This is a genomic window from Agreia sp. Leaf210, from assembly GCF_001421485.1.
Classification (GTDB): domain Bacteria; phylum Actinomycetota; class Actinomycetes; order Actinomycetales; family Microbacteriaceae; genus Agreia.
The window spans coordinates 613,083-638,216 of the sequence record NZ_LMKK01000001.1 but is presented as its reverse complement, the minus strand read 5'-3'; the positions used below and the strand labels follow the sequence as shown (position 1 = coordinate 638,216).

The 25,134-nt window shown below is 67.4% G+C and carries 22 protein-coding genes and 1 tRNA gene; 18 read left to right on the top strand and 5 right to left on the bottom strand.

What is annotated here, in order from left to right:
* The first annotated feature begins 75 nt into the window (after positions 1-75).
* Both ASE64_RS17630 and ASE64_RS03025 read left to right on the top strand, forming a co-directional pair.
* Complete coding sequence (locus tag ASE64_RS17630; protein WP_200920085.1) at positions 76-246, top strand: hypothetical protein; 171 nt, start codon at positions 76-78, stop codon at positions 244-246.
* A complete protein-coding gene (locus tag ASE64_RS03025) occupies positions 246-716 on the top strand; it encodes a RidA family protein (protein ID WP_055775701.1) in 471 nt (156 codons plus the stop codon). The genes ASE64_RS17630 and ASE64_RS03025 overlap by 1 nt, the downstream gene beginning before the upstream one ends.
* A gap of 13 nt (positions 717-729) precedes the next feature.
* On the opposite strand, the gene acs is transcribed toward ASE64_RS03025, so the two are convergent.
* A complete protein-coding gene (gene acs / locus ASE64_RS03020; protein ID WP_055775699.1) occupies positions 730-2,682 on the bottom strand; it encodes an acetate--CoA ligase in 1,953 nt (650 codons plus the stop codon).
* A 402-nt stretch (positions 2,683-3,084) separates the two neighbouring features.
* Between acs and ASE64_RS03015 the strand changes: the two genes are divergently transcribed.
* From ASE64_RS03015 to ASE64_RS02995, 5 genes are all read left to right on the top strand, one after another.
* Positions 3,085-4,209, top strand: a complete 1,125-nt coding sequence (locus ASE64_RS03015; RefSeq protein WP_082465853.1) for a CpaF family protein — start codon at positions 3,085-3,087, stop codon at positions 4,207-4,209.
* Positions 4,206-5,141, top strand: a complete 936-nt coding sequence (locus ASE64_RS03010; protein ID WP_055851760.1) for a type II secretion system F family protein — start codon at positions 4,206-4,208, stop codon at positions 5,139-5,141. Before ASE64_RS03015 ends, ASE64_RS03010 begins: the two co-directional genes overlap by 4 nt.
* 101 nt (positions 5,142-5,242) lie before the next feature.
* Entirely contained in the window at positions 5,243-5,470 is a 228-nt protein-coding gene (locus tag ASE64_RS03005) for a DUF4244 domain-containing protein (protein WP_055777357.1), read from the top strand.
* Positions 5,471-5,483: 13 nt separating this feature from the next.
* Complete coding sequence (locus tag ASE64_RS03000; RefSeq protein WP_055775694.1) at positions 5,484-5,873, top strand: TadE family protein; 390 nt, start codon at positions 5,484-5,486, stop codon at positions 5,871-5,873.
* Entirely contained in the window at positions 5,870-6,628 is a 759-nt protein-coding gene (locus ASE64_RS02995) for a M15 family metallopeptidase (RefSeq protein WP_055775691.1), read from the top strand. The genes ASE64_RS03000 and ASE64_RS02995 overlap by 4 nt, the downstream gene beginning before the upstream one ends.
* Before the next feature lie 11 nt (positions 6,629-6,639).
* On the opposite strand, the gene ASE64_RS02990 is transcribed toward ASE64_RS02995, so the two are convergent.
* Complete coding sequence (locus ASE64_RS02990) at positions 6,640-6,882, bottom strand: hypothetical protein (RefSeq protein WP_055775688.1); 243 nt, start codon at positions 6,880-6,882, stop codon at positions 6,640-6,642.
* Positions 6,883-7,105: 223 nt separating this feature from the next.
* Between ASE64_RS02990 and topA the strand changes: the two genes are divergently transcribed.
* The 11 genes from topA (at position 7,106) to ASE64_RS02935 (ending at position 21,199) form a co-directional block, all read left to right on the top strand.
* The gene (gene topA / locus ASE64_RS02985; protein ID WP_055775685.1) at positions 7,106-10,027 is read left to right on the top strand and encodes a type I DNA topoisomerase; all 2,922 of its coding nucleotides are present in this window, start codon (positions 7,106-7,108) and stop codon (positions 10,025-10,027) included.
* Complete coding sequence (gene tmk / locus ASE64_RS02980; protein ID WP_055775682.1) at positions 10,024-10,677, top strand: dTMP kinase; 654 nt, start codon at positions 10,024-10,026, stop codon at positions 10,675-10,677. Before topA ends, tmk begins: the two co-directional genes overlap by 4 nt.
* A 34-nt stretch (positions 10,678-10,711) precedes the next feature.
* The gene (locus tag ASE64_RS02975; protein WP_055775679.1) at positions 10,712-11,869 is read left to right on the top strand and encodes a DNA polymerase III subunit delta'; all 1,158 of its coding nucleotides are present in this window, start codon (positions 10,712-10,714) and stop codon (positions 11,867-11,869) included.
* Positions 11,866-13,443 carry an alpha/beta hydrolase gene (locus ASE64_RS02970; RefSeq protein ID WP_055775676.1) on the top strand — a complete coding sequence of 526 codons (1,578 nt, stop codon included), beginning with the start codon at positions 11,866-11,868 and terminating at the stop codon, positions 13,441-13,443. Before ASE64_RS02975 ends, ASE64_RS02970 begins: the two co-directional genes overlap by 4 nt.
* A gap of 2 nt (positions 13,444-13,445) precedes the next feature.
* A complete protein-coding gene (locus ASE64_RS02965; RefSeq protein WP_055777354.1) occupies positions 13,446-14,084 on the top strand; it encodes a TetR family transcriptional regulator in 639 nt (212 codons plus the stop codon).
* Between the two features lie 74 nt (positions 14,085-14,158).
* Positions 14,159-14,234 (top strand) — tRNA-Thr (locus ASE64_RS02960).
* Between the two features lie 63 nt (positions 14,235-14,297).
* Positions 14,298-15,284, top strand: coding sequence for a Gfo/Idh/MocA family protein (locus tag ASE64_RS02955; RefSeq protein WP_268750555.1), 987 nt, complete (start codon positions 14,298-14,300; stop codon positions 15,282-15,284).
* A gap of 43 nt (positions 15,285-15,327) precedes the next feature.
* The gene (gene dacB, locus ASE64_RS02950) at positions 15,328-16,785 is read left to right on the top strand and encodes a D-alanyl-D-alanine carboxypeptidase/D-alanyl-D-alanine endopeptidase (protein ID WP_082465851.1); all 1,458 of its coding nucleotides are present in this window, start codon (positions 15,328-15,330) and stop codon (positions 16,783-16,785) included.
* 101 nt (positions 16,786-16,886) lie between these two features.
* A complete protein-coding gene (locus ASE64_RS02945) occupies positions 16,887-17,480 on the top strand; it encodes an isochorismatase family protein (protein ID WP_055775673.1) in 594 nt (197 codons plus the stop codon).
* Positions 17,481-17,482: 2 nt separating this feature from the next.
* Positions 17,483-19,711, top strand: a complete 2,229-nt coding sequence (locus ASE64_RS02940; RefSeq protein ID WP_082465850.1) for an MMPL family transporter — start codon at positions 17,483-17,485, stop codon at positions 19,709-19,711.
* A gap of 21 nt (positions 19,712-19,732) precedes the next feature.
* On the top strand, positions 19,733-21,199 hold the full coding sequence (locus ASE64_RS02935; RefSeq protein ID WP_055775670.1) for an NAD-dependent succinate-semialdehyde dehydrogenase: 1,467 nt from the start codon (positions 19,733-19,735) through the stop codon (positions 21,197-21,199).
* Positions 21,200-21,272: 73 nt separating this feature from the next.
* Here the strand turns inward: ASE64_RS02935 and ASE64_RS02930 are convergent, their stop codons facing one another.
* The 3 genes from ASE64_RS02930 to ASE64_RS02920 all read right to left on the bottom strand — a co-directional run bounded on the left by ASE64_RS02930 (position 21,273) and on the right by ASE64_RS02920 (position 24,890).
* A complete protein-coding gene (locus ASE64_RS02930; RefSeq protein ID WP_055775667.1) occupies positions 21,273-23,105 on the bottom strand; it encodes an ABC transporter ATP-binding protein in 1,833 nt (610 codons plus the stop codon).
* Positions 23,106-23,212: 107 nt separating this feature from the next.
* Entirely contained in the window at positions 23,213-23,407 is a 195-nt protein-coding gene (locus tag ASE64_RS02925; RefSeq protein ID WP_055775664.1) for a hypothetical protein, read from the bottom strand.
* Positions 23,408-23,489: 82 nt separating this feature from the next.
* Entirely contained in the window at positions 23,490-24,890 is a 1,401-nt protein-coding gene (locus ASE64_RS02920; RefSeq protein ID WP_055775659.1) for an MFS transporter, read from the bottom strand.
* Positions 24,891-25,134 lie beyond the last annotated feature (244 nt).

The window sequence follows — 25,134 nt, the reverse complement described above, 5'->3', positions numbered from 1 at the left end:
TAACCTTAGATTTCTGGGCAGACATATGCTCGAGAGTAATCGATGATGCTGGCAAATGCCCAGAAAGGAACGCGGATGCCCACTTGGGAGTACGTCACAACACCGCTCATGATCCACAACACCACGGGGATCCTCAACACCTGGGGCGCGAAGGGCTGGGAACTCGTGCAGATCGTCACGGGCCCCGAGGGTGGGCTCGTCGCCTACCTCAAGCGCCCGGTAGCATCGGCGGGCGAGGCCTCCTGATGAGCGCGATCGCTGCGCGCCTCGCCGAACTCGGTGTCAGCATCCCCACGGTCGTGCCCCCGGTCGCGGCCTACATTCCCGCCGTGGTCTCGGGTAACCTCGTGTTCACCGCGGGCCAGCTTCCGTTCGTCGACGGCAGCCTCGAGTACACCGGCAAGGTCGGAGACGGCCACGAGCTTGTCTCGCCGTCGATCGCCAAGTCGCTCGCCCGGACATCCATTCTGAACGCGCTCGCCGCGGTCGAGAACGTGATCGGCTCGCTCGATCGTGTGACGCGGGTCGTCAAAGTGACCGGTTTCGTCGCATCCGACCCGTCGTTCACGGGGCAGCCCGGCGTGATCAATGGCGCATCCGAGTTTCTCGGCGAGCTGTTCGGCGACCGCGGCATCCACGCGCGTTCGGCCGTGGGCGTCGCCGCCCTCCCACTCGACGCTCCCGTCGAGATCGAGGTGATCGTCGAGTTCGCCTAGGCGCCTCGACCGATCACTTCAGCTTGTCGGTGATGATCTGCATCACCTGCGTGTCGGCGAGGGTCGTGGTGTCTCCGACCTCACGGCCCTCGGCCACATCTTTGAGAAGGCGTCGCATGATCTTGCCCGAACGCGTCTTGGGCAGTTCGGCGACGAGGAACACGGTGCGGGGCTTGGCGATCGCGCCGATCTGCTCGGCGACGTGGGCGCGAAGCAGAGCGGATGCCTCCTCGGCGGTCGCGACGTCGGCCTGGCTCGTGCGCACGATCACGAACGCGACCACCGCCTGACCCGTCGCCTCGTCTTCGGCCCCCACCACGGCGGCCTCGGCGACCAGGGGATGCGACACCAGCGCCGACTCGATCTCCGCCGTCGAGAGCCGGTGGCCCGAGACGTTCATCACGTCGTCGACACGGCCGAGCAGCCAGAGGTCGCCATCGCGATCCCATCGTGCGCCGTCGCCGGCGAAGTATTTGTCGCCGAACTTGTCCCAGTACGTCTCCTTGTAGCGCTCCGGGTCGCCCCAGATTCCGCGGAGCATCGACGGCCACGGTTCGCTCACCACCAGCAGGCCGCCCGAGTCGAGCCCGACGTCGTGCCCGTCGTCGTCGAGAACCTCGATCTGGATGCCGGGAATGGCGACCTGCGCCGAGCCCGGCTTGAGCGTGGTCACCCCGGGTAGCGCGGAGACCATGATCGCTCCGGTCTCTGTCTGCCACCACGTGTCGACGATCGGCGTCTCACCGCCGCCGATCACATCGCGGTACCAGATCCACGCCTCGGGGTTGATCGGCTCGCCCACCGAGCCGAGCAGGCGCAGACTCGTCAGATCGAACTGCTGGGGTATCTGCCGGCCGGCCTTCATGAACGAGCGGATGGCCGTGGGCGCGGTGTAGAAGATGCTCACGCCGTATTTCTGAATGATCTCCCACCAGCGCCCAGCGTGAGGTGAGTCGGGTGTCCCCTCGTAGAGCACCTGGGTCGCTCCGTTGGCCAGTGGGCCATAGACGACGTAGCTGTGTCCGGTGATCCAGCCGACGTCGGCGGTGCACCAGTACACGTCCGTCTCGGGTCGAAGGTCGAAGACCGACTTGTGCGTGAACGCCGCCTGCGTGAGGTAGCCGCCGGAGGTGTGCAGGATCCCCTTCGGCTTTCCCGTGGTTCCCGAGGTGTAGAGGATGAAGAGCGGGTTCTCGGCCGCAAAGGGCTTCGCCACGTGCTCGTCGTCGACGGCCACCATCTCGTCGTGCCACCAGAGGTCTCGGCCTTCCACCCACTCCACGTCGTTGCCACCGCGCCTGACGACGAGCACGTGCGAGACGGTGCTGTCGCCGTCTGCCGCCAGTGCGGCATCCACAGCCTGCTTCAGCGGGAACACCGAGCCCTTGCGGTACCCGCCGTCGGCCGTGATCACCAGCTTGGCGCTCGCATCGTCGATGCGGCTGCGCAGGCTCTCGGCGCTGAATCCGCCGAACACCACCGAGTGCACGGCGCCGATGCGCGCGACGGCCAGCATCGAGATGACAGCCTCCGGAATCATGGGCAGGTAGATCGCCACGCGGTCGCCCTGGCGAATGCCGAGGCTGGTCAGCAGATTGGCCGCGCGCTTCACCTCGCTGGTGAGCTCGGCGTAGCTGTAGCTGCGAGAGTCTCCCGGCTCGCCCTCCCAGTGCAGGGCGATGCGGTCGCCGTTGCCGGCGAGCACGTGGCGGTCGAGGCAGTTGTAGGCCACATTGAGGGCACCGTCGTCGAACCACTTCGCGAAGGGAGGGTTCGTCCAGTCGAGGGTGCGGGTGAACGGCGTGTGCCAGTGCAGCAGCTCGCGCGCACGATCGGCCCAGAACTGCAGGCGGTCGTTTTTTGCCGCTTCGTAGAGGTCTGCGCCCGCGACGGAGTTCGCAGCGAACTGCTCGGTGGGCGGAAAGCGGCGTGCCTCATGGAGAAGGTTGTCGATGCGATTGCTCATGAGTTTCAGTGCGCTCCTTTGCGACGGCTGGTGCAAGCTTAGCCAGCCTTCGGCGGGGCGGAAGGAGGGTGATGTTGCATCGCGTTGCCCCCGCAGAATGGGACTCCGCCGGGGGCCGCTGAGAAAAAGCTGAGGGAAGTTGCGGTTGTGTTTCCGGCGAGTAAACTCGATCCCACTGGAACTCGTTTCCAGATGCAGCGCACTAACGGATTCCCCCAATCCAGCGTTGCTACGGCGGCACCTTTTCCCCCCATTAGGTGCCGCCCCTTCTTTTTTAACCGGCAGTGTCGCGGGCTTCGGCAGGAGTCGACTCTTCTCCTCCCCAGGGGGTGTTCGGGCGAACCGTCCACAGTCTTGCGGCCGCACCGCCACGCCGCCCTCGGAGCTTCTACGGTCGTGGACATGGCAAGCAGACAGCTCACGGACGACAGGCCCGGCGAGGCAGCGCGCGAGCGCGAACCCTTCGTCGCAGCTCCCGTGCTGAGCGCGCCTCCAGCCGTGCCCGCGCCGCCGTCCCCCACCGCCGGCGCGGGCACGCATCCCTCCTCGACACAGCGGTCCTCGCCCGTGCCGCGCAGCCGCGCCGGCGCATCCGACTTCGGGCCGCTGGCCGGGTACGTGAGCGACCCCGACGTCACCGACGTCTTCGTGAATGGCCCCGACGATCTGTGGATAGACCGGGGTACCGGACTCGTACGGCAGCCGGGGTGGTCGTGTCCCAGCGAGGTCAAGCTCAGAGAGCTCGCCGTCGCGATCGTCGCTCGCGGCGGGCGGCACATCGACGAGGCCACGCCCTGTGCCGATGTGCGGCTCCACGACGGCATCCGCGTGCACGTGGCCCTGCCTCCGATCGCGCCGAGGGGAACGCTCCTGTCCATCCGCATCCCGCCGCTCGACCGACCGCGCCTCGACTCGCTCGCGGCATCCGGGCTGTTCGGCGAGGGTGCAGAGTCGCAAGGTGCCCGCACGTTCATCGACGAGGCCGTGCGCAGCCGTGCGAATCTGCTCATCACGGGCGCTGGCGGCAGCGGCAAGACGACTTTCCTCTCCGCGCTCCTGGCGGCCGCCGATCGAGCCGATCGCATCATCGCGGTCGAAGACGTCGCCGAGCTCCGCGTGGAGCATCCCCACTTCATCGCGCTCGAGACCCGCCAGCCGAACCTCGAGGGGGCGGGCGGCGTCGGGCTCGATCGGCTCTTGCGGGAGGCGCTGCGAATGCGGCCCGACCGGCTCGTTCTGGGCGAGTGCCGGGGTGGCGAGATCCGCGAACTGCTGTCGGCCCTCAACACCGGTCACGATGGCGGCGCGGGAACGCTGCACGCGAACTCCCTCGACGATGTTCCGGCGCGCCTCGAGGCGCTCGGCTCGCTCGCCGCGATGAGCCCAGAGACGGTGGCGCGGCAGGCGGTGAGCGCCATCGGGCTCGTGCTCCATCTCGAACGCCGCGGCTCACGCCGGGTTCTGGATGCCGTGGGCCGGTTCGGCATCGACGCCGCCGGGCGGCTGCGGGTCGAGGCGATCGAGTGAGGGCGGCAGATGCTCTGTCCGTCGAGGCCGTCGCATCGGTGGTGCAACGGCTCGCGGTGATGCTCGGTGCCGGTGTGGCGCCCACGAATGCGTGGAGCTATCTGCGCGACGCGGGCGACCCGTCAGACCAGATCGTCGGTGCCGTCGCCCGATCTGTCGCCGCCGGCGGCTCGATTCCCGAGGCGATCATGAGTGCGGCGTCGTCCACCGAGGCAGCGCAGGCCGGTTCCGCGTGGCGAGCGGTCGCCGCGTCGTGGTTCGTCGCCAACGAGAGCGGGGCTCCCCTTGCGTCGAGCCTGCGTGAGACCGCCGACACCCTTCGTCAACTCGGGCAGCTGCATCGTGACGTCGATGCCGCCCTCGCTGGCCCTCGATCCACAGCGCGATTCGTCGGCGTGATGCCCGTGCTCGGGCTGCTGTTCGGAGCCCTTCTGGGCTTCGACACGATCGGCGTGCTGTTCGGCACCCCTCTGGGCGTCGGCTGCCTCGTCGCCGGAGCGCTGCTGACGGTGGCTGCCGCGCGGTGGACATCCAGGCTCGTGGCCCGAGCGAGACCGGCCGAATCGTCACCGGGCCTGACCGCCCAACTGGTGGCCATCGGGCTCGCGGGCGGGGGATCGCTGGCACGGGCCCGCGACCTCGCAACCGAGGCGCTGACTCGGCACGATCTCGGCGAGTCAGACGATGCCCATCGCATCGACCGGGTGCTCGAACTGTCCCGCGCGGCGGGGGTTCCGGCGGCCGAGCTGCTGCAGAGCGAGGCCAGGCAGATCGGTCGCGAGGCGACGAGCCGAGCACAGTCGCGCGCGGCGGCTCTCGGCACCACACTCATGATTCCCCTCGGTGTCTGCGTGCTCCCAGCATTCATGCTGCTCGGCGTCGCTCCGATGATGATCGCCATCTTCTCCTCCACCGTGGTCGAACTCTCGTGAGCCCGCACAGATCGATCCCGGTCGCCTAAGTCGCCGACCTCCGCGGCGAGGCTGGAGCCCCCCACCCCACTCGTGCCGAAACCGAAAGAGAGCGAGCAATGATGAGCGACCAGAACACGACCTTCCCGCTACCGGCGAGGCCGACCGAGACTCACGGGCGCGCCATGCGTGCGCTCGCCGACGACGAGGGAGCCGCGACGGCCGAGTATGTCGTCGCCACCATGGCGGCGGTGAGTCTGGCCGGCGTCCTCGTCATGCTGCTGCGCGGCGATGCGGTCAAGCAGATCCTCATGGATCTCGTGCGCACAGCGCTGAGCGTCGCCGGATAGGCGAGGCAGCGCGATGCAGCAGATCCGGGGGCGCATGCTCGGCATGTTCCCTGTCTTCCGTGCCCTCCGTGCCGACGGCGGCAGCGTCACCATGGAGTTCGTCACCGTGCTGCCGGCAGTCCTCGTCATCGTCGCGGCCGTGCTCGGAGGGTTTCAGCTCATCGTGCAACAGATGCGGGTCGCCGATGCGGCGTCATCGGCGGCCCGACTGCTCGGCCGCGGCGACGACTCGGGTGCAACCGAAACGGTCGCGAAGCTCCTCGGCGATGGCGCGGTTCTCACGTCGAGCGTCGACGGGCGATTCGTCTGCGCGACGGTCACCGTGGCGGCGGCGGCCGGCCCGTTCGCGCTCGCAGCGATTCCGGTGTCGTCGAGTACCTGCGCGTTGGGAGGCGGACAATGACTCTCCGTCGACGACTCGCCGGTGACCACGGTGCGGGAGGAACGCTGGCGCTGATGGTCGCCGCCGGAACGCTGACCTTCTCCCTGCTCGCCCTGTCGCTCTTCTCCGTGATGCCCGCCAAGGCCAGGGCGAATGCCGCAGCGGATTCGGCCGCGATCGCCGCGGCCGAATCGGCGTCGGCGCGGTCGGCTGACGAGTCGTGCGCCGTCGCGGCCGAGGCCGCGATGCTCAACAAGACCACACTGCTGAGCTGCGATGTGGTGGGCGGTGAAGCGACCGTCACCGTCGGGCAGGAGATCCTCGCGACGACGTTCTCCGTCACAGCCAGGGCGGCGGTTCCTCGGCCGGCTCCCCACGCGTCGGGGGTGAACGGAGCGATTCCGCTCGAAGACCTCGTGGTCATCTCGTATCCGGGCGTCCGTGCCGATCCGCCCGTCTACCTGCGCCCCGATGCGGCATCCGCACTTCTGCAGATGCTCGACGCATATCACGCGCAGACAGGCGACTACCTTCCTGTCGACGAGGGCTATCGCGATCTCGCCGGTCAGCAGCGGGTCTTCAACGAGTACGGATGGCCCCGTGCGGCCATTCCCGGCACCTCGAACCACGGGCTGGCCATCGCCATCGACTTCGTCAATCCACCCGTCGTGCGGGGAGCCTCACCGCATGCCTGGCTCGTCGAGAACGCTGCGCAGTTCGGGTTCGAACCGCTCACAGATCCCGACGAGCCGTGGCACTGGGATTACGCGGGGTGATACTCCGCCCGTCAGCCCAGCCGCGACTCGATGAAGCGGTAGTCGACGGCCGACGGCAGCCGGGCATTGTCGCCCTCGCCGTTGTACTCCACACCGCTGCCGCGCAGATAGACGTAGCGTTTCGTCGTTCCCGCCGGGATCTCGAGTTGCGCCAATGGTTCACCCGCCTGGGTGAACTCCGTTCGAACGGTGCGTCCTTCGAGTGGCCCGTCCGTGAGTTTGGCGGTGTAACTTCCGAATTCTGTCGTTGTCATTTCGCATCCTCTCCTTTGAGGTCGCTTTCCATCTTCCTCACCCGGGCGATATGCGCAAGGGGTCACCGCCGCTTGCCCGCCGCTTAGGCAATTAGGCAATGAGGGTAAAGAGGTGTGTATGGTGTGGCAGATGGGCCATCAGTGCCCGTCGAACCCCGTCGAAGACGCTTACCCGAGATTATCGTGAGTGGTTCGATTCTCTTTATTCCTGCTGAGGAGCACAGTGCCAGGCCCGAAAAAGCTCGTGATCGTCGAGTCACCGACCAAGGTCAAGTCCATCGCCCAGTACCTCGGCGACGGTTTCGAGGTGCAGGCATCTGTCGGTCACATCCGCGACCTCATCGAGCCCAAGAACCTTCCTGCCGAGCTCAAGACCGGGTCGCTCGGCAAGTTCTCGGTCGACGTCGAAAAGGGCTTTGCGCCGTACTACGTGGTGAGCGACGCCAAGAAGAAGACGGTCGCCGAACTGAAGAAAGCCCTGGCCGGCGCCAGCGAGCTCTATCTCGCAACTGATGAGGACCGCGAGGGAGAAGCCATCGCGTGGCACCTGCTCGAGGTGCTGAAGCCCAAGGTTCCAGTGCACCGCATGGTGTTCCACGAGATCACCCGCGAGGCCATCGAGAAGGCGCGCGACAACACCCGCCAGATCGACGGCGCACTCGTCGATGCTCAAGAGACCCGGCGCATTCTCGACCGTCTCTACGGCTACGAGGTCTCGCCGGTGCTCTGGCGCAAGATCGGTCCCGGCCTCTCCGCCGGTCGGGTACAGTCCGCTGCGACCAGGCTCGTCGTCGAGCGCGAGCGCGAGCGACTCGCGTTCACGGCCGCCGGCTACTGGGATCTGACCGCACACCTCTCTCCTGAGCTCGACGAGCTGTCGAAGTCCGAGGGGTTCGAGTCGCGACTGGCGCGCATCAACGGAGAACGCGTCGCCTCAGGCCGCGACTTCGACGAGAACGGCAAGCTCAAGTCGAAGGCCACGGCCCTCGACGAGGCCGGAGCGAAGGCGCTCGCCGCGGCGCTGGCCGCCCCCGGTGTGAACATCGTCGTCTCGTCTGTCGACTCCAAGCCCTATACCCGTCGACCGGCCGCGCCGTTCACCACGTCGACGCTGCAGCAGGAGGCCTCGCGCAAGCTCCGGTTCTCGGCACGGCAGACGATGAGCGTCGCCCAGTCGCTGTACGAGAACGGGTACATCACCTATATGCGGACCGACTCCCCGTCGCTGTCGCAGCAGGCGCTCAACGCAGCCCGGTCGCAGGCCAAGTCGCTGTACGGAGCGGAGACCGTTCCCGACAAGCCACGCCTCTACGCCGGAAAGAGCAAGAACGCCCAGGAAGCCCACGAGGCTATCCGCCCCGCCGGTGAGACGTTCCGCACCCCGACGCAGCTGGCGTCCACCCTCCGCGGCAACGACTTCAAGCTCTACGACCTGATCTGGAAGCGCACCGTCGCATCGCAGATGGCCGACGCGAAAGGTGTGACGGCATCCGTCACCATCGCTGCCGGGCCGACGGGCGTCGAGGGAATGACCGAGCCGGCGCTCGCCGAGTTCACTGCGAGCGGCACCGTCATCACCTTCCGCGGCTTCCTTCACGCCTACGAAGAGGGCCAGGACGAGGACCGCAACGGCCCCGCCGAGCCCGCCGAGGCAAAGCTCCCGCCGTTGACAGAGGGCCAGTCGCTTCGAGCCGTGTCCGTCGATGCGGCGGGTCACGAGACCTCGCCGCCGCCCCGCTACACAGAAGCGAGCCTGGTGAAGACGCTCGACGAGCTCGGCATCGGCCGCCCGTCGACCTACGCGTCGATCATCTCGACCATCATCGACCGAGGTTATGTCTCGCCCCGCGGCCAGGCGCTCGTACCCAGCTGGATCGCGTTCTCGGTCGTGCGGCTTCTCGAGGACTACTTCGGCGACCTGGTGAACTACGACTTCACCGCGACGCTCGAGAACGACCTCGACCGCATCGCCGGGGGAGAGGAAGACCGCGTCGACTGGCTGAACGGGTTCTACTTCGGCAACGAGGGTCACCGTGGCTTGCGTAATGTCATCGACAACCTCGGCGACATCGACGCACGCACGGTCAACTCCGTGGTCATCGCGTCGGACATCACGCTTCGCATCGGCAAGTACGGCCCCTATCTCGAGGTGCGCGAAGAAGGCGCGGCAGACGATGCCGTGCCACGCAGGGTCAATATTCCTGCCGATCTCGCCCCCGACGAGCTGACCGAAGAGAAAGCCCGCGAGCTCATCGACGCTCCTGTGGTCGTCGACCGGGTCATCGGTGTGAACCCCGAGACAGGTAAGAACGTCGTCGCGAAAGACGGCAGATTCGGGCCGTACGTCACCGAGGTCGATCCTGAGCCCGAGACGCCCGCCGAGGTGGCCGCAGCAGAACCGGCGCCGGCCGTCGTCGCGGATGGAACGACCAAGAAGGCGCCCGCTCGCAAGCCCGCAGCGAAGAAGAGCACGGCTCCCAAGCCGCGCACGGCGTCTCTGTTCAAGTCGATGGACCTGGCGACGATCGACATCGAGACGGCCCTCCGTCTCCTCGACCTCCCCCGCGTCGTCGGCGACGACCCGGAATCGGGTGAGCCGATCACCGCGCAGAACGGCAAGTTCGGCCCGTACCTCAAGAAGGGCACCGACACCCGCTCGATCACCAGCGAAGATCTGATCTTCGAGATCGACCTGCCGGGCGCACTCGAACTGTTCGCACAGCCGAAGTACGGGGCGCGGCGCGCCTCGTCTGCGCTCAAGGAGTTCGAGGCCGACCCCGAGAGCGGCAAGCCCATCCGCATCAAGGACGGCCGTTTCGGCGCTTACGTCACCGACGGTGTGACGAACGCGACCATTCCGAAGGGGGAGACCGTCGAGGAGGTCGACTTCGAGCGAGCCGTGCAGCTTCTGGCGGACAAGCGCGCGAAGGGGCCGGCTGTCCCGCGCAAGACGGCAGCCAAGAAAGCGCCGGCCAAGAAGGCTCCTGCGAAGAAGCCTGCGGCCAAGAAGCCTGCGGTGAAGAAGGCCCCCGTCGCGAAGGCCTCTGCCGCTGGAGACGAGTCGGCGACGGCCAAGAAGCCTGCCGTGCGCAAGACGACGGCTGCGAAGAAGCCCGCCGCGACGAAATCCGCTCCCACGACGTGACCGCACGCGGACTCTTCATCACCCTCGAGGGCGGCGACGGCTCGGGCAAATCCACCCAGGCCGCGCTCCTCGAGCAGTGGCTCGACCATCAGCACCGAACGGTGCTGCGCACCCGGGAGCCGGGCGGAACGGACTTCGGCACGGAGGTGAGGGAGATCGTGCTGCACAGTCGCGGGCACATCAGCCCACGGGCCGAGGCGCTTCTCTACGCGGCAGACCGGGCGCATCACATCAGCACGAAGGTGCGACCGGCACTCGAGCGCGGTGAGATCGTCATCCAGGACAGGTACCTCGACTCCTCGGTCGCCTACCAGGGAGCGGGTCGTGTACTCGACTCGCACGAGATCAGGAGCCTGTCGCTCTGGGCGGCCGAGGGCCTGCTGCCCGACCTCACGATCCTGCTGGATCTCGACGAAGTCGAGGCACGCACGCGGCTCGACGGATCGCGCACACGGTTCGATCGACTCGAGAACGAGAAGAGCGAGTTCCACGCCAGAGTTCGCGCCGCCTTCCTCGCGCTTGCGAGAGCCGAGCCCGAGCGATTCCTCGTTCTCGACGCGTCGCAGCCCCCCGAGACGCTCGCCGCGCAGATCCGCGCCGCCGTGGAGCCGCTTCTCGCCGTCGAGTCGTCGGGGACGGACGCGCCCTGAGGTCGCTGTCACCGGCTCCAGGTAGGTTGTCTCTATGACCGTGTGGAACGACTTGACCGGCCAGGACGATGCGATCGCCATTTTCCGCGCCGCGGCAGACCCCGCGAACTCGGGCGATTCGATGACGCACTCCTGGCTCATCACCGGTCCTCCCGGATCGGGGCGTTCCAATCTGGCGTATGCATTCGCGGCCGCTCTGCTCAGCAGGCAGGGAGCCGACGGCGACCCGGCCACCACGCGCCAGGTCGAGGCTCGCACCCATCCCGACCTGGCGGTGCTCACCACCGAGCGGGTCATCATCTCGATCGACGAGGTACGCAAACTCGTCTCGAGTTCTCAGTTCTCGCCGTCGGTCGGGCGCTACCGGGTGATGGTCATCGAAGATGCCGACCGCATGGTCGAGCGCACCAGCAACGTGCTGCTGAAGGCCCTCGAAGAACCGCCGGAGCGCACGGTGTGGATCCTCTGTGCGCCCAGCGAGGCCGATCTCATCCCGACCATCCGCTCGCGTGTCCGGTCGGTCCGCCTCCGGGTGCCTCGCGTCGACGAGGTCGCCGCGCTCATCGAACGGCGCGACAACGTCGATCCGCAGGTTGCCGAGCGAGCTGCTCGAGAGGCGCAGAGCCACATCGGCATGGCGCACCGCCTCGCCACGAACGACGAGGCGCGCGCCCGTCGCGACGAGACGCTGAGTCTCGCCCTGGGCATCCAGAACGTGCCGCAGGCCGTCGTCGCGGCCGCGCGCCTGATGGAGATCGCCGGCGACGACGCGAAGGCGATCACTCTCGAGCGCGATGCGGAGGAGCGTGAGAGCACGCTGCGTTCCATGGGCGTCGAGTCTGGGCAGGCCGTGCCACCCGCGCTCCGTTCGCAGATCAAGACGCTCGAAGACGATCAGAAGCGCCGTGCCACCCGAAGTCTCCGCGACGGGCTCGACCGCATCCTCGTCGATCTCATGTCGCTCTATCGAGACATCCTCCTCGTGCAGCTGGGTTCTGGGCTGCCCACCATCAACTCCGCCATCCAGCAGCGTCTCGACGAGGTCGCCGCAGGCAGCGACCCCGCAGACACCCTTGCGGTGCTCGACGCGCTCGCCGTCGCGCGTCGGCGGATCGCCGCCAACGTCGCACCTGCCCTCGCCCTCGAGGCCGCTCTCATCACCGCAACCCGCCAACGAAGGACAACTCCGTGACCGCCACCACTCCGCGCCGCAGGCGACGGTTCGCCTCCCTCGCCGTGGCCGCTCTCGCGGTCACCGTTCTCGTGTCCGGCTGCTCGACGTGGTTCGTCGACCGCAGCTCGTCCGGTGGCAGCGACAGGCCCGTGGCCGAGTCGACCCCGTCGGCCGAAGACGTCGATGCAGATCTGCGCCCGTTCTACGATCAGGTGCTCACCTGGACGGACTGCGGCGACGGCCTGCAGTGCGCTGAGGCGAAGGCCCCGCTCGATTGGAAGGACCCCTCCGCGTCGGACGTCTCCCTGGCGCTCGTGAAGCATCCTGCCAGTGGCCCGGGCGCACGCCTCGGCTCGCTGCTCGTCAACCCGGGAGGACCCGGAGGCTCCGGCTACGACTTCGTCAAAGACAGCCTCGACTTCGCGGTCAGCGATGCGTTGCAGGCTCAGTACGACGTGGTCGGTTTCGACCCGCGCGGCGTCGGTCGCTCGTCGGCGGTCAGCTGCCTCACCGACAAAGAGATGGATGCGTACCTCTACGACATCCTTCCCGGCGCGCGCGGCTCCCAGGAGTGGCTCGACGCCTACACGGCCTCGGCGGCACAGTTCGCTACCTCGTGCGAGAAGAACAGCGCCGATCTGCTGGGGCACGTCGACACGGTCAGCGCGGCACGCGATCTCGACCTGCTGCGCGCCACTCTCGGCGACAGCAAGCTCAACTACCTCGGATACTCGTACGGAACCTTCCTGGGATCGACCTACGCCGACCTGTACCCGCAGAAGGTGGGCCGGCTCGTTCTCGACGGCGCCCTCGACCCGACGTCGAGCAACTTCGACGTGAGCGTCGGTCAGGCCGTCGGCTTCGAGAACGCGTTGAAGGCCTATCTCACCGACTGCCTCACGAAGTCGTCGTGCCCCTTCGAAGGCAGCGTCGACGACGGAATGGCGAGAATCGGCGAGCTGATCGGGCAGGTCGACGCCAGCCCGATCAGGGCATCTGACGGGCGTGAACTGGGATCGTCGACCATGCTGACGGCCATCATCTACCCGCTCTACAACGCCCAGAACTGGGACTATCTGAGCGACATGTTCTCAGATGTCCTCGCGGGCAACGCCGACTACGCCATGCAGTTCGCGGACGGCTACAACGGCCGCGGCGCCGACGGCACGTACGCCGACAACTCGACAGAGGCCTTCATGGCGATCAACTGCCTCGACTACGCCTACACGAACGACCCGGCCACCGTGCAGAAGCAGAATGCCGATCTCGTCGCGGCCGCCCCGACCGTCGGCCCGTGGTGGAGCTACGGCGACATCTCGTGCGACGCCTGGCCTGACAAGACGACGCGCACGCCCCACGCCGTTACGGCACAGGGGGCAGCGCCGATTCTGGTCGTCGGCACCACAGGCGACCCGGCGACGCCGTACGCGTGGGCAGAGAGCCTCGCCGGCCAGCTGTCGAGCGGTCAGCTGATCACGTTCGTCGGAGAGGGACACACGGCCTACGGCACGTCGAGCTGCGTCAAGCAGCTCGTCGACGCGTACTTCCTCGAGGGAACCGTGCCCGCCTCCGATCCGCGGTGCACGAGCTGACGATGAGCTCTGCAGTCCTAGACGAGGGCGTCGGCCTCCGTGAGCGCAAGCGGCGTGCCACGAGCCGCAGCATTCAATTCACGGTGCTCGAGCTGGCGGCAGAGAGAGGTCTCGAGCAGGTGACGGTCGACGAGATCAGCCGCATCGCTAACATCTCTCCCCGCACCTTCTTCAACTACTTCCCCTCGAAAGAGGCCGCGATGGTGGGCGAGAACCCCCTCGCGGTGCAGTCCGAGCTCATCGAGGCCTTCGTCACGCACGACTCCGACCGCGACACATTCGACGGTCTGCTCGAGCTGATGCAGCAGATGGCCCTCCTCGGCACCGGCGATCGAGAGCTGCATCAGCTCCGCCGCCAGGTTCTGCGTGACTACCCCGAGCTGTTCGTCCTGAAGATCTCGGGCATGCGCGGGTTCGAAGCCGCGCTGGCCGACGCGATCGAGCGCCGCCTGATCAAGCAGCACGCGGCATCCGATTCGGTGGATGCCGGGGGTTCGTTCGAAGCGCGGGCTCGGCTCACGGCCCTGGTCGCCATGGCGGCCATGCGGCACGCCTTCACCCTGTGGGCCGACGGAGAAGACGACGAGTCGCTCGCCGAGAAGCTCGTCGAGTCGTTCGCCCTGCTGAGGCAGGTGCTCTGAAGAGTGTCAGCGAAGCCTGCCAACATCGGCTAGGATTTGTTGCTGTGCCATTCGCGGTGAAATGCGGTGGCCAGGCCGCCTTAGCTCAGTCGGTAGAGCGATTCACTCGTAATGAATAGGTCATCAGTTCGATTCTGATAGGCGGCCCCACCAAGAGAAAGCCCGGATGATCCGGGCTTTCTTTCGTTGGGTGTCCGACTTCGAAGGAGAATCGTGTCCACTCCATTGCGCTGGGGCATCCTCGGCACCGGCGGGATCGCCGAGATGTTCGTCACCGACCTGCGGGCCACGGGCATAGACATCGCCGCCGTCGGTTCTCGCAGCCAGGCGTCGGCAGACGTGTTCGGTGCCCGCTTCGACATCGCAGCCCGGCATCCGTCGTACGAGGCTCTGGTCGCCGACCCCGACGTGGATGCGATCTACGTGGCCACGCCGCATCCAATGCACGCCGAGAACGCTCTCCTCGCCATCGCCGCCGGAAAGCACGTGCTGATCGAGAAGCCCTTCACGCTGAACGCCGACGAAGCGGCCCAGGTCAGAGAGGCGGCGCGCAACGCGGGCGTCGTCGTGCTCGAGGCGATGTGGACCCGGTTTCTGCCGGCGATGGTGCGTATCCGCGAGATCATCGCTGCCGGAACGCTCGGCGAGGTGCGCACGCTCATCGCCGACCACGACCAGTTGCTGCCGTCCGATCCGCAGCACCGCATCAACAATCCCGAGCTCGGCGGGGGAGCTCTGCTCGACCTCGGCGTCTACCCCGTGTCGTTCGCGGTCGATCTGTTCGGCGCACCGACCTCGGTGACAGCGAAGGGTGACAAGACGGCGACGGGGGTCGACCGACAGGTCGCGCTGATTCTCGAGCACGATGGCGGCGCGATCTCGGTTCTGCACACCGCGCTCGACACGCAGGGCGCGAACACCGCCACCATCGTGGGCACCGAGGCACGCATCGAGATCGACTCCGTCTGGTACACCCAGACGAGCTTCACCGTCTACGCGGGCACGAGCGGAGAGGTGCTCGAGCGCTACGAAGAAGACGTGGTCTCCCGCGGCATGCAGTACCAGGCGTGGGAGCTCGAACGCGTCGTCCGAGACGGCCGCGGCGAGAGCGACCTCCTTCCCGTCGACGAGAGCGTCGCGGTCATGGCCGTGCTCGACGAGGCCCGGCGCCAGGTCGGTGTCGTCTACCCCGGCGAATAAGACCCACCGACGAGGCTTTCGCGGGCCGGGTTAGCATGGAGCGATGTCCGAGACGCCTGCACCGAAGCCGCGGCCCGCGACGCTCAGCGGGCTCGTACGACGCGCCCGAGCGCATCCGCGTGTTTTCGCCGCGACTGCCGCGGCCGCCGCACTGATCGTTCTCGGTGGCGGGGGACTCGTGGCCGGGGCCGCCGTCGGCACGCCGGACTCGGATGTCGTCGCCCGCGTCTCGACGCTGTCGACGGCGAGCGCATCGCCGACGCCGACCCCGACTCCCACGCCGACCCCTGCGGCGCGCGCCGTTCCCGCCGCTGTTCCCCCGGCTCAGCCTGTGCGCACCTGCTCCATCGCCGAGGCCGCATCCGACTCGCGTCTCGGCACCTTCTCCGGCAGCGTACGCAACGCCACGACCGGCGAGATCCTCTACGACCATGGCGGCGCCACCTTCTCCCGAACGGCGAGCGTGATGAAGGTCCTCACGAGCGCCGCAGCGCTTGCCGTACTCGGCCCCGACTACCGGGCGACCACAACGGTCGTCGCCGGTGCTCAGCCTGGCCAGGTCGTGCTGGTGGGCGGGGGAGACATCACCCTGGCCAGCGGCTCCTCCAACATCTATCCCGGCGCCGCCAGCATGCTCGACCTGGCCGCGCAGGTGAACTCGTCTCTCGGGGGAGTCCCCGTCACGTCGATCGTTCTCGACTCGTCGGCGTTCGCCGGAGATGCGTGGCAGCCCTCGTGGAACCGCAAGGAGTTGTTCGACGGCTGGTCGAGCGAGGTGACCGCACTGCAGGTCGATGGCGACCGCGCCGACCCGTCGAGCAGTCAATCGGCTCGCAGCGAAGACCCGATCGGTCGGGCGGGCGCGGCATTCGCGAGTGCGTTGGGTGCGACGGGTGCGCCGATCAGTCAGGGCGTGGCTCCGGCGGGCGCGGCGACGCTCGGTCAGGTGCAGTCGGCGCCGGTGTCGACCATGGTGCAAGACGCCCTCCTCCGCTCCGACAACACCGAGGCCGAGATGTTGGCGCGCCTCACCGCGATCGCGCAGGGCTCGGGCAACACGTTCTCGGCGCTGGGCGCATCCACCCCGTCGGCCCTCGCGAGTTACGGTCTCGATACGGCGGGGCTCGTGATCGTCGACGGGTCCGGCCTGTCTGACGACAACGGTGTCTCCCCGAACTTCCTCACCGCGCTGTTCGCCAAGATCGCTGCGCGCGAAGGCAACCTCGGCATCATCGCCGACGGCCTGCCTGTGGCGGGTGAGAGCGGCACGCTCGGCGGCCGATTCACCGGCTCGAATTCGGATGCCGCGGGCCACGTGATCGCGAAGACCGGCTGGATCGACACGGGCTACACCCTGTCCGGCATCATCAATGCCGCCGACGGCTCCGTGCTCACCTTCGCTTTCTTCGCCCTCGATAATGTCTCGGACAGTTCGAAGCAGGCTCTCGACACCATCACCGCCGCCGCCTATCGTTGCGGAAACAACCTGTCGAATCAGTGACGTTCGTGCTCTAGGATCGATTAGTAAGCCGGCTGACTAATTCGACCGGCGACATCGACTCGACGCCAATCACGTCGACGGGCAAGAGAGAGTGAGACGGCATGGGCCGCGCGCTGTTCATCGTGGACGTTCAGAACGACTTCACCGAGGGCGGGGCCCTGGGCGTCGAGGGCGGGCGGGCCGTGGCGGCCGGCATCTCCGCGCTGCTGGCCGGGCATCGCGGTGCCTACGACCTGGTCGTCGCTTCGCGCGATTGGCACGACGCAGACAACGACAACGGCGGGCACTTCGCCCGCGACGAGGCTCCGGACTTCGTCGACACCTGGCCCGTGCACTGCGTCGCCGGTACGTTCGGCGCGGAGTACAACGACGAACTCACGACCCGGTCGATCGACGTGCACATTCGCAAGGGCCAGGGAAAGCCCGCCTACTCGATCTTCGAGGGAACGGTGGAGAAGGGCGGCTCCGTCGCCGAGCTCCTCGACGCGCGCGGTATCACCGCCATCGACATCGCCGGTCTCGCGACCGACTACTGCGTGCGGGCCTCCGCACTAGACGCTTTGCAGAACGGGCGCGAGGTGCGGGTCATCACCGATCTCGTCGCCGGCGTCGCCCCCGAATCGAGCCGCGAGGCGCTCGCCGAGGTGGCTCGCGCCGGCGCCGACCTGGTGCGCTCCGACCAGATCGAAGGCTAGAGATGCGCGTTCCACGGTGGCTGAGAGTCCTCCTGCCCGCCGTGCTGATTCTCGTGTGGCTGACCGCCGCGGCCATCGGCGGCCCGTATTTCGGCCGCATCGACGAGGTGTCGAGCAACGACCAGACCACGTACTTGCCCGCCAGCGCTGATGCCACCCGGGTCAGCGCCCTGCAGAAGCAATTCACCGACTCCGACGCCATCCCCGCGATCGTCGTGTTCCGCACCGACGACGGAGCCGCGCTCACCGACCAGCAGCGTGCCGAGATCCAGACCCAGGTCGAGGGGCTCTCGACGGTCGGCGGGGTCACCGACGACATCTCGCCGGCGATCGCGTCGCAAGACCAGCAGGCGGTCGAGGTGTTCGTGCCCATCGATGCGTCGGGCGAGGTGCGCGACACGGTCGACTCGATGCGTTCGTACCTGCTTCGAGAGGGCTCCGTCGAGGGGGTGACGGGTTTCGTCACAGGGCCCGCCGGCTTCACGGCCGACATCGGAGACGCCTTCGCGGGCATCGACGGCATTCTTCTCCTGACCGCTCTGGGCGCCGTCTTCGTGATCCTGTTCATCGTGTATCGGTCACCGCTGCTTCCGTTCCTGGTGCTCGGAACGTCGCTCTTCGCTCTGACGACGAGCCTGCTCACCGTCTGGTGGCTCGCGAAGGCCGGGGTCTTCACGCTGAACGGGCAGGTGCAGGGCATCCTGTTCATCCTCGTGATCGGCGCCGCCACCGACTACTCGCTGCTCTACGTCTCGCGCTACAAAGAGGCCCTGCGCACGCACGAGAAACGCTGGGATGCGACGTGGGCGGCCCTGCGGGTATCCCTCGAGCCGATCGTCGCCTCGGGAGGCACGGTGATCGCCGGACTCCTGTGCCTGCTCTTCTCCGACCTCAACTCGAACAAGGCCCTCGGGCCGGTGTCCGCCGTCGGAGTGGCCTTCAGCGTGCTCGCCTCGCTGACCCTGCTGCCCGCTTTGCTGCTCGCCTGCGGACGCGCGTCGTTCTGGCCGCTGCGGCCCAAGTACGCGGGGCCGGATGGGGCGACCGTGCGCGTCGACGCCGAGCCCGCCCGTCACGGTTTCGCGGAGCACAAGACAGCACACGGCGCGCCGAAGGGCTTCTGGCCGCGGCTGGAGTCCTTCATCTCCTGGCGGCCCCGCACGATCTGGATCGTGACCACGGTGGTGCTTCTCGCCGCCGGAACGGGAGTCCTGCAGCTGCAGGCGAACGGTGTCCCCCAGAGCGATCTGATCCTCGGCCAGTCCGAGGCGCGAGACGGACAGATCGCCTTGGGAGAGCACTTCCCCGGTGGGTCCGGGAGCCCCGCGCTGATCGTCGCGCCCGAGGCCGATCTCGGCGATGTCGCATCCACCGTGCTGTCGACCGACGGGGTGACCTCGCTCACGGTGACGAGCGCGAACTCTCCCTCGGGGTCTGCGAATGTCGACAGCGACGGCGCGCTCTCCGCGCCGGGCGGCGCTCAGACGCTCATCGCAGTCCAACCCACCGTCGTCGAGGGCCAGGTACTGCTGCAGGCCACCCTGTCCGACGCCGCAGACTCGGATGCCGCCAAGGACACGGTGCGCGCGTTGCGCTCGGCTCTGGCCGACGGCTCGACCGGGGCGCTGGTCGGAGGGGTGACCGCCACGGCCATCGATTCCGACACGGCAGGTCTGCACGATCGCAACACGATCATCCCGATCGTCCTGGTCGTCATCCTGTTCATCCTCATGCTGCTCCTGCGCTCGATTCTGGCGCCCGTCCTGCTGATCCTTAGCGTGGTCGTGTCGTTCGCCGCGGCGCTCGGTGTCTCCGCGCTGGTCTTCAATCACCTCTTCCAGTTCCCCGGGGCCGATCCCTCGGTGCCCCTCTACGGCTTCGTCTTCCTCGTCGCCCTCGGCATCGACTACAACATCTTCTTGATGACGCGTGTGCGAGAGGAATCGATCACGCATGGCACGCGTCGCGGCATCCTGCGCGGCCTGACAGTGACCGGTGGCGTCATCACATCGGCGGGAATCGTGTTGGCGGCGACCTTCTCGGCGCTGGGGGTCATTCCGGTTCTCTTCCTGGCTCAGATCGCCTTCATCGTGGCGTTCGGCGTGCTGCTCGACACCCTCCTCGTGAGGTCGCTCCTGGTTCCCGCGTTGGCATACGATCTGGGCCGGGTCGTCTGGTGGCCGAGTAAACTGGCGAAGGCGCCCGAGGGCGTCGCCACGCCATCTCGTTAGCGCTCAGCAGTACGGAGAACCATGACAACGACGTCCGAATCCACGCTTCTCGAATCGGTGCCGAACCAGCTCTACATCGGTGGGCGTTGGATCGACGCCGAGGGCGGACGCACCATCGAGGTCGATGACCCGGCCACGGGTCGTTCCATCCGCACCATCGCCGATGCGAGCCCGGCCGACGGCATCCGCGCTCTGGATGCCGCTGTCGCGGCCCAGGCCGACTGGGCGGCGACCGCGCCGCGCGTACGCGGCGAGATCCTGCGCCGGGCATTCGACATGCTCCAGGAGCGCAAGGCCGAGTTCGCGTTGCTGATGACCCTCGAGATGGGCAAGCCTCTTGCCGAGGCGGCCGGCGAGGTCGCGTACGGCGGCGAGTTCCTGCGCTGGTTCAGCGAAGAGGCGGTGCGCATCTCGGGCCGCTACGGCCAGAACCCCGAGGGAACGGGCACGATGGTCGTCTCGCAGCGCCCCGTGGGACCGTGCTTCCTGATCACCCCGTGGAACTTCCCTCTGGCCATGGCCACGCGCAAGATCGCGCCCGCGCTCGCGGCCGGCTGCACCGTGGTCGTCAAGCCTGCCGAGCTCACCCCGCTGACGACGCTGTTCTTCGCCAAGCTGCTCGAAGACGCCGGCCTGCCCGCCGGAGTGCTCAACGTGATCACGACGTCGGCGTCGGGTGCGGTCTCCGAGCCGATCATCTCCGATCCCCGCCTTCGCAAGCTCAGCTTCACCGGCTCGACGGGGGTCGGCCAGAAGCTCATCGCCCAGTCGGCAGCGAACGTGCTGCGCACGTCGATGGAGCTGGGCGGCAATGCGCCCTTCGTCGTGTTCGACGACGCAGATCTCGACAAGGCCGTCGACGGCGCGATGCTCGCCAAATTCCGCAACATCGGTCAGGCGTGCACCGCCGCGAATCGATTCATCGTGCACGAGGCGGTCGCCGACGAGTTCGCACGGCGCATCGCCGAGCGGGTGAAGGGGCTGTCGATCGGCCGCGGCACCGAGCAGGGCGTCGACATCGGCCCGTTGATCAACGACAAGGCGGTCGACAAGGCCGACGGCCTGGTGCAAGACGCCGTGTCGCGAGGTGCGCGTGTGGTCACGGGCGGCAAGCGCGTCGACGGCCCGGGCAGCTTCTACGAGCCCACCGTCGTATCCGGTGTCGTCGCCGGCAGCGAGATTCTGCGTGAGGAGATCTTCGGACCCGTCGTGTCGATCGTGACGTTCGCAAACGAAGACGAGGGCGTGCGCCTCGCGAACGACACGCAATACGGGCTGGTGAGCTATGTGTTCACCGCAGACCTCGCGCGCGGTCAGCGCATGATCGAGCGTCTCGAGACCGGCATGATGGGCCTCAACGTCGGTGTGGTGTCGAATGCCGCAGCGCCGTTCGGCGGCGTCAAGCAGTCTGGGCTCGGACGCGAGGGCGGCCTGGAGGGAATCCACGAGTACCTGTCGACCAAGTACACGCTCATCCCGAACTCGTAGAGGAGGACAGATTGCTTGGGCAGAACAGTCCGGGCGATTCAGGGAGCTGCGAAGCGGCCGTATCGTGAACCAGTCACACCAGCAACTGGTGCTTCGCGAGGTCCTTGTAGAGAGGCGTCGACACCACGAGCTCCGAGTGCGTTCCCACGCCGACGACGCGGCCGTGCTCGAGCACCACGATCTGGTCTGAGTCGACGACCGTCGAGAGGCGGTGCGCGATCACGATGAGCGTGCGGTTCTCAGCGACGGCGTCGATGGCCTCGCGCAGCATCTGCTCGTTCAGGCCGTCGAGGCTCGACGTCGACTCGTCGAGCAGCAGGATGGGCGGGGCCGCGAGCAGGGCTCGGGCGATGGCGAGCCGCTGGCGTTCGCCGCCCGAGAGCATCACACCGTCTTCTCCGACGGCCGCGTCGAGCCCGGCGTCGTTGCGGTCGAGCACCTCTCCGAGGTTCACCGCGTGCAGCACCTCGATGCACTGCGCGTCGCTCGCATCGGGCGAGGCGAGCAGCAGGTTCTGCCGGATGGTTCCGGCGAGTACGGGCGCGTCCTGCTCCACGTAGCCGATCTGCGACCTCAGCGTCTCGCGATCGATCGCCTTGAGGTCGATGCCTCCGAGGCGAACGGTTCCCGATGTGGGGTCGTAGAACCGCTCGATGAGCGCGAGCATGGTGCTCTTGCCCGCTCCCGAGGGGCCGACGAGAGCCGTGCGCTGGCCCTGGCGCGCGGCGAAACTCACGCCGTGCAGAACACCGGATGCCATCGGTCCGCCGGCCGGAACGTCGGCGTCCGCGACGGGCGTGCCGGCGTAGGCGAAGTGCACGTCGTCGAACTCGAGTGCGATGCCGTCGACGGGGATAGACGGAGCAGCGCTCCGCGCGATGTCAGCGTCGAACTGCGTCTCGACCGGCAGTTCGATGATCTCCTGGATGCGGCCGAGAGCGCCGAGCGCCTGGTTCACCGAGTTGAGAGCACCGAAGGCCTGGCCCAGCGGCATGATCATCATGAAGAGGAAGAGGATGAACGAGATCAGGTTGGCGATGGTGATGGAGCCGTCGGCCACACGGAATCCTCCGACGCCGAGGACGACGAGGAGTGAGACCTGCAGCGCGATTCCCGCGATCGGAACGACGAGGGCCGAGATCTTCGCGACCCGCACGCCCATGTCGAACGCACCGCGCGCATCCACCTCGATCGCGGCGATCTCGCGATCGGTGGCATTCGATGCACGCACGGTGCGGATCGCTCCGAGGGATCGCTCGACGGAGGCGGCGAGGTCGCCCACCTTCTCTTGCTGCTTGCGGCTCGCGGTGCGCACGCGGCCCGAGATGAGCACGACGGTGACGACAGACACCGCGATCACGGCGACGGTGAGGCCGAGAAGAACCGGGTCGATGATGAGCATGGCGATGAGCGCGCCGAAGAACACGAGCGAACCGCCGATGGCATCGACGAGCCCCTGGGTGATGACGGCGTACAGCAGCGTGGTGTCGCTGCCCACTCGGCTCACGAGGTCGCCGGTGCGGCGCACATCGAACTCGCGGATCGGCAGGCGCAGCATGCGACGCACCAGCTGGCGACGGGCCGACAGCACGACCGCCGTGCCCGTTCGTTGCAGCAGGTAGTGCTGGAATCCGCTGATGAGCCCGGACACGACGACGAGCACCACGAGTGCTGTGACGAGCGTGCCGAGCGGGTCGCCCGCCTGCACCACCGTGATGACCTGGCTCACGAGCAGGGGCTGGGCCAGGCTTGCCGCGGCGCCGAGAATGCTGAGCACGATGACGACGGCGAGGATCGGCCGGTGCTCTGCGAGATAGGGCAGAAGCTGGCTGAAGCGTGCGCGAGGGCCATCGTCGGGTTTCGGCGATCGGCCCATCCTGCGGCGTGGTTGCGTACTCGTGCTCATTCGAAACTCTCTGATGCGTGAAACGGGGCGGTCGAACCCGCGCGACACCGACGGACTCGGTCGCGCGGCTCCCTAGTAATTGTGCACCGCGCGTGGTGCGCGCGAGGTCACCGCGGGCTGACGACGAGCGACGAACCGTCGACTGTCTGCGGCGGAGTCGAGGCCGGGGGAGCGAGGAGAAGGGCGGCGAGCGTCAGGCCGCCGAGACCGGATGCGACGAGCCAGGCGCGAACGGCCCGGTGCGGCTCGGCGCCGCGCCACGACCCGGCGTGGTGCCACGGCGTGCCCGGATGAATCGACATGGTCGAACCATACGCCGCGAGCCTGCGAACCGCCGGATAGATCGGCGGCTCGCAGGCTCGTGGATGCGTGCGGTGACGGGGCCTAGGAGACGTTCGCCTCGTAGTCGACGTCTTTCGTCTCCTTGCTCAGGATCAGGGCGACGAGTGTGATGACGGCCATGACGCTGAGGTAGAGGCCGACCAGCCAGGTGCTGCCGTCGGCCGCGGTCCACAGGGCCACGGCGATGAACGGAGCCACGGCGGCGCCGAGGATGCTGGCGACGTTGTAGCTGATCGCAGAACCGGTGTAGCGCACGTTGGTCGGGAAGAGCTCGGGCAGGACCGATCCCATGGGACCGAAAGTGAGCCCCATCAGTGTGAAGCCGATGATGAGCAGAGCCATCACACCAACGAATCCACCTCCGAAGAGCGGAACGAAAAGCAGGCCGAAGACGATGATTGCCACGGTCACCCAGATGAGCGTCTTGCGACGCCCGTACTTCTCGGCGAGAGGACCCGCGACCAGGGTGAAGATTCCGAAGAAGACGACGCCGACGATCAGCATGATGAGGAAGTCGTTGCGCGGGTAACCGAGTCCGGCCACGAACGTGTCGGCCGAGAACGCCTTTCCGGCCTTCTCCGCAGCCGCCTTGCCCGCCTCGACCGTCGAGGGCGTGGTTCCGAAGGTGAGGGTGAACGTGGTCATCAGGTAGAAGAGCACGTACGTCGCGAGCATGATGAACGTGCCGAGAATGAGCGGCTGCCAGCTCGTCTTGAAGACGCGCGCCAGGGGGAGTTTCGCGACCTCGCCCTTTTCGACGACCTTCTGGAAGGCCGGCGTCTCGATGAGCTTGAAGCGCACGTAGAGGCCGACCGCCACCAGCAGCGCGCTGCCGAGGAACGGGATGCGCCAGCCCCACGAGGCGAAGTCCTCCGGGCTCAGGCCGAGCGAGAGCCACAGGAAGACGCCGTTGGCCACGATGAATCCGATAGGGGCGCCCAGCTGCGGGAACGTGCCGTAGATGGCCCGCTTGCCCTTGGGCGCGTTCTCGGTCGCCAGCAGGGCCGCGCCGCTCCACTCGCCACCGAGGCCGAGGCCCTGGCAGAAACGCAGAACGACCAGGAAGGTCGGGGCGAGCACGATCCAGCCGTCGACACTCGCGGTGGGCAGGCATCCGATCAGCACGGTCGCGATGCCCATGGTGAGCAGCGATGCCACGAGCGTGCCCTTGCGTCCGATCCTGTCGCCGAAGTGGCCGAAGATGATCGAGCCGATCGGGCGGGCGACGAACGCCGCACCGAACGCGGCGAAGGAGCTCAGCAGCGCGGTGGTGTCGTCGGCGTTCGGAAAGAAGAGCTTCGGAAAGACGAGAACGGCTGCGGTGGCGTAGACGTAGAAGTCGTAGAACTCGATCGAGGTGCCGATGAGGCTGGCGAGGACGACGCGCGAGCGGGGATTGGTCTTGGGCGCGGGCGCGGTTGCGGCCGGGGCTGCGGATGACATGGCGGGCTTTCGGTGAATGCGTCGAGGCTCGACGAGAGGGAGGGCATCGGGGTGCTGCTCGACAAGACCGGCGTTGTTCGTCGCGTCTCGGGAGGCGCCATCGATGCGAAAAATGGTGGCGCGGGTTCCGCGCCTCCACCATTTTAGGGCGTGTCTCGGCAGAAAGAGGCCGCAATCGCGGGGCTCAGCGCCGATCGGACTCTCTCGGCGGCAGTGATCGGCTCGCCTAGGATTGTGCCGGGCA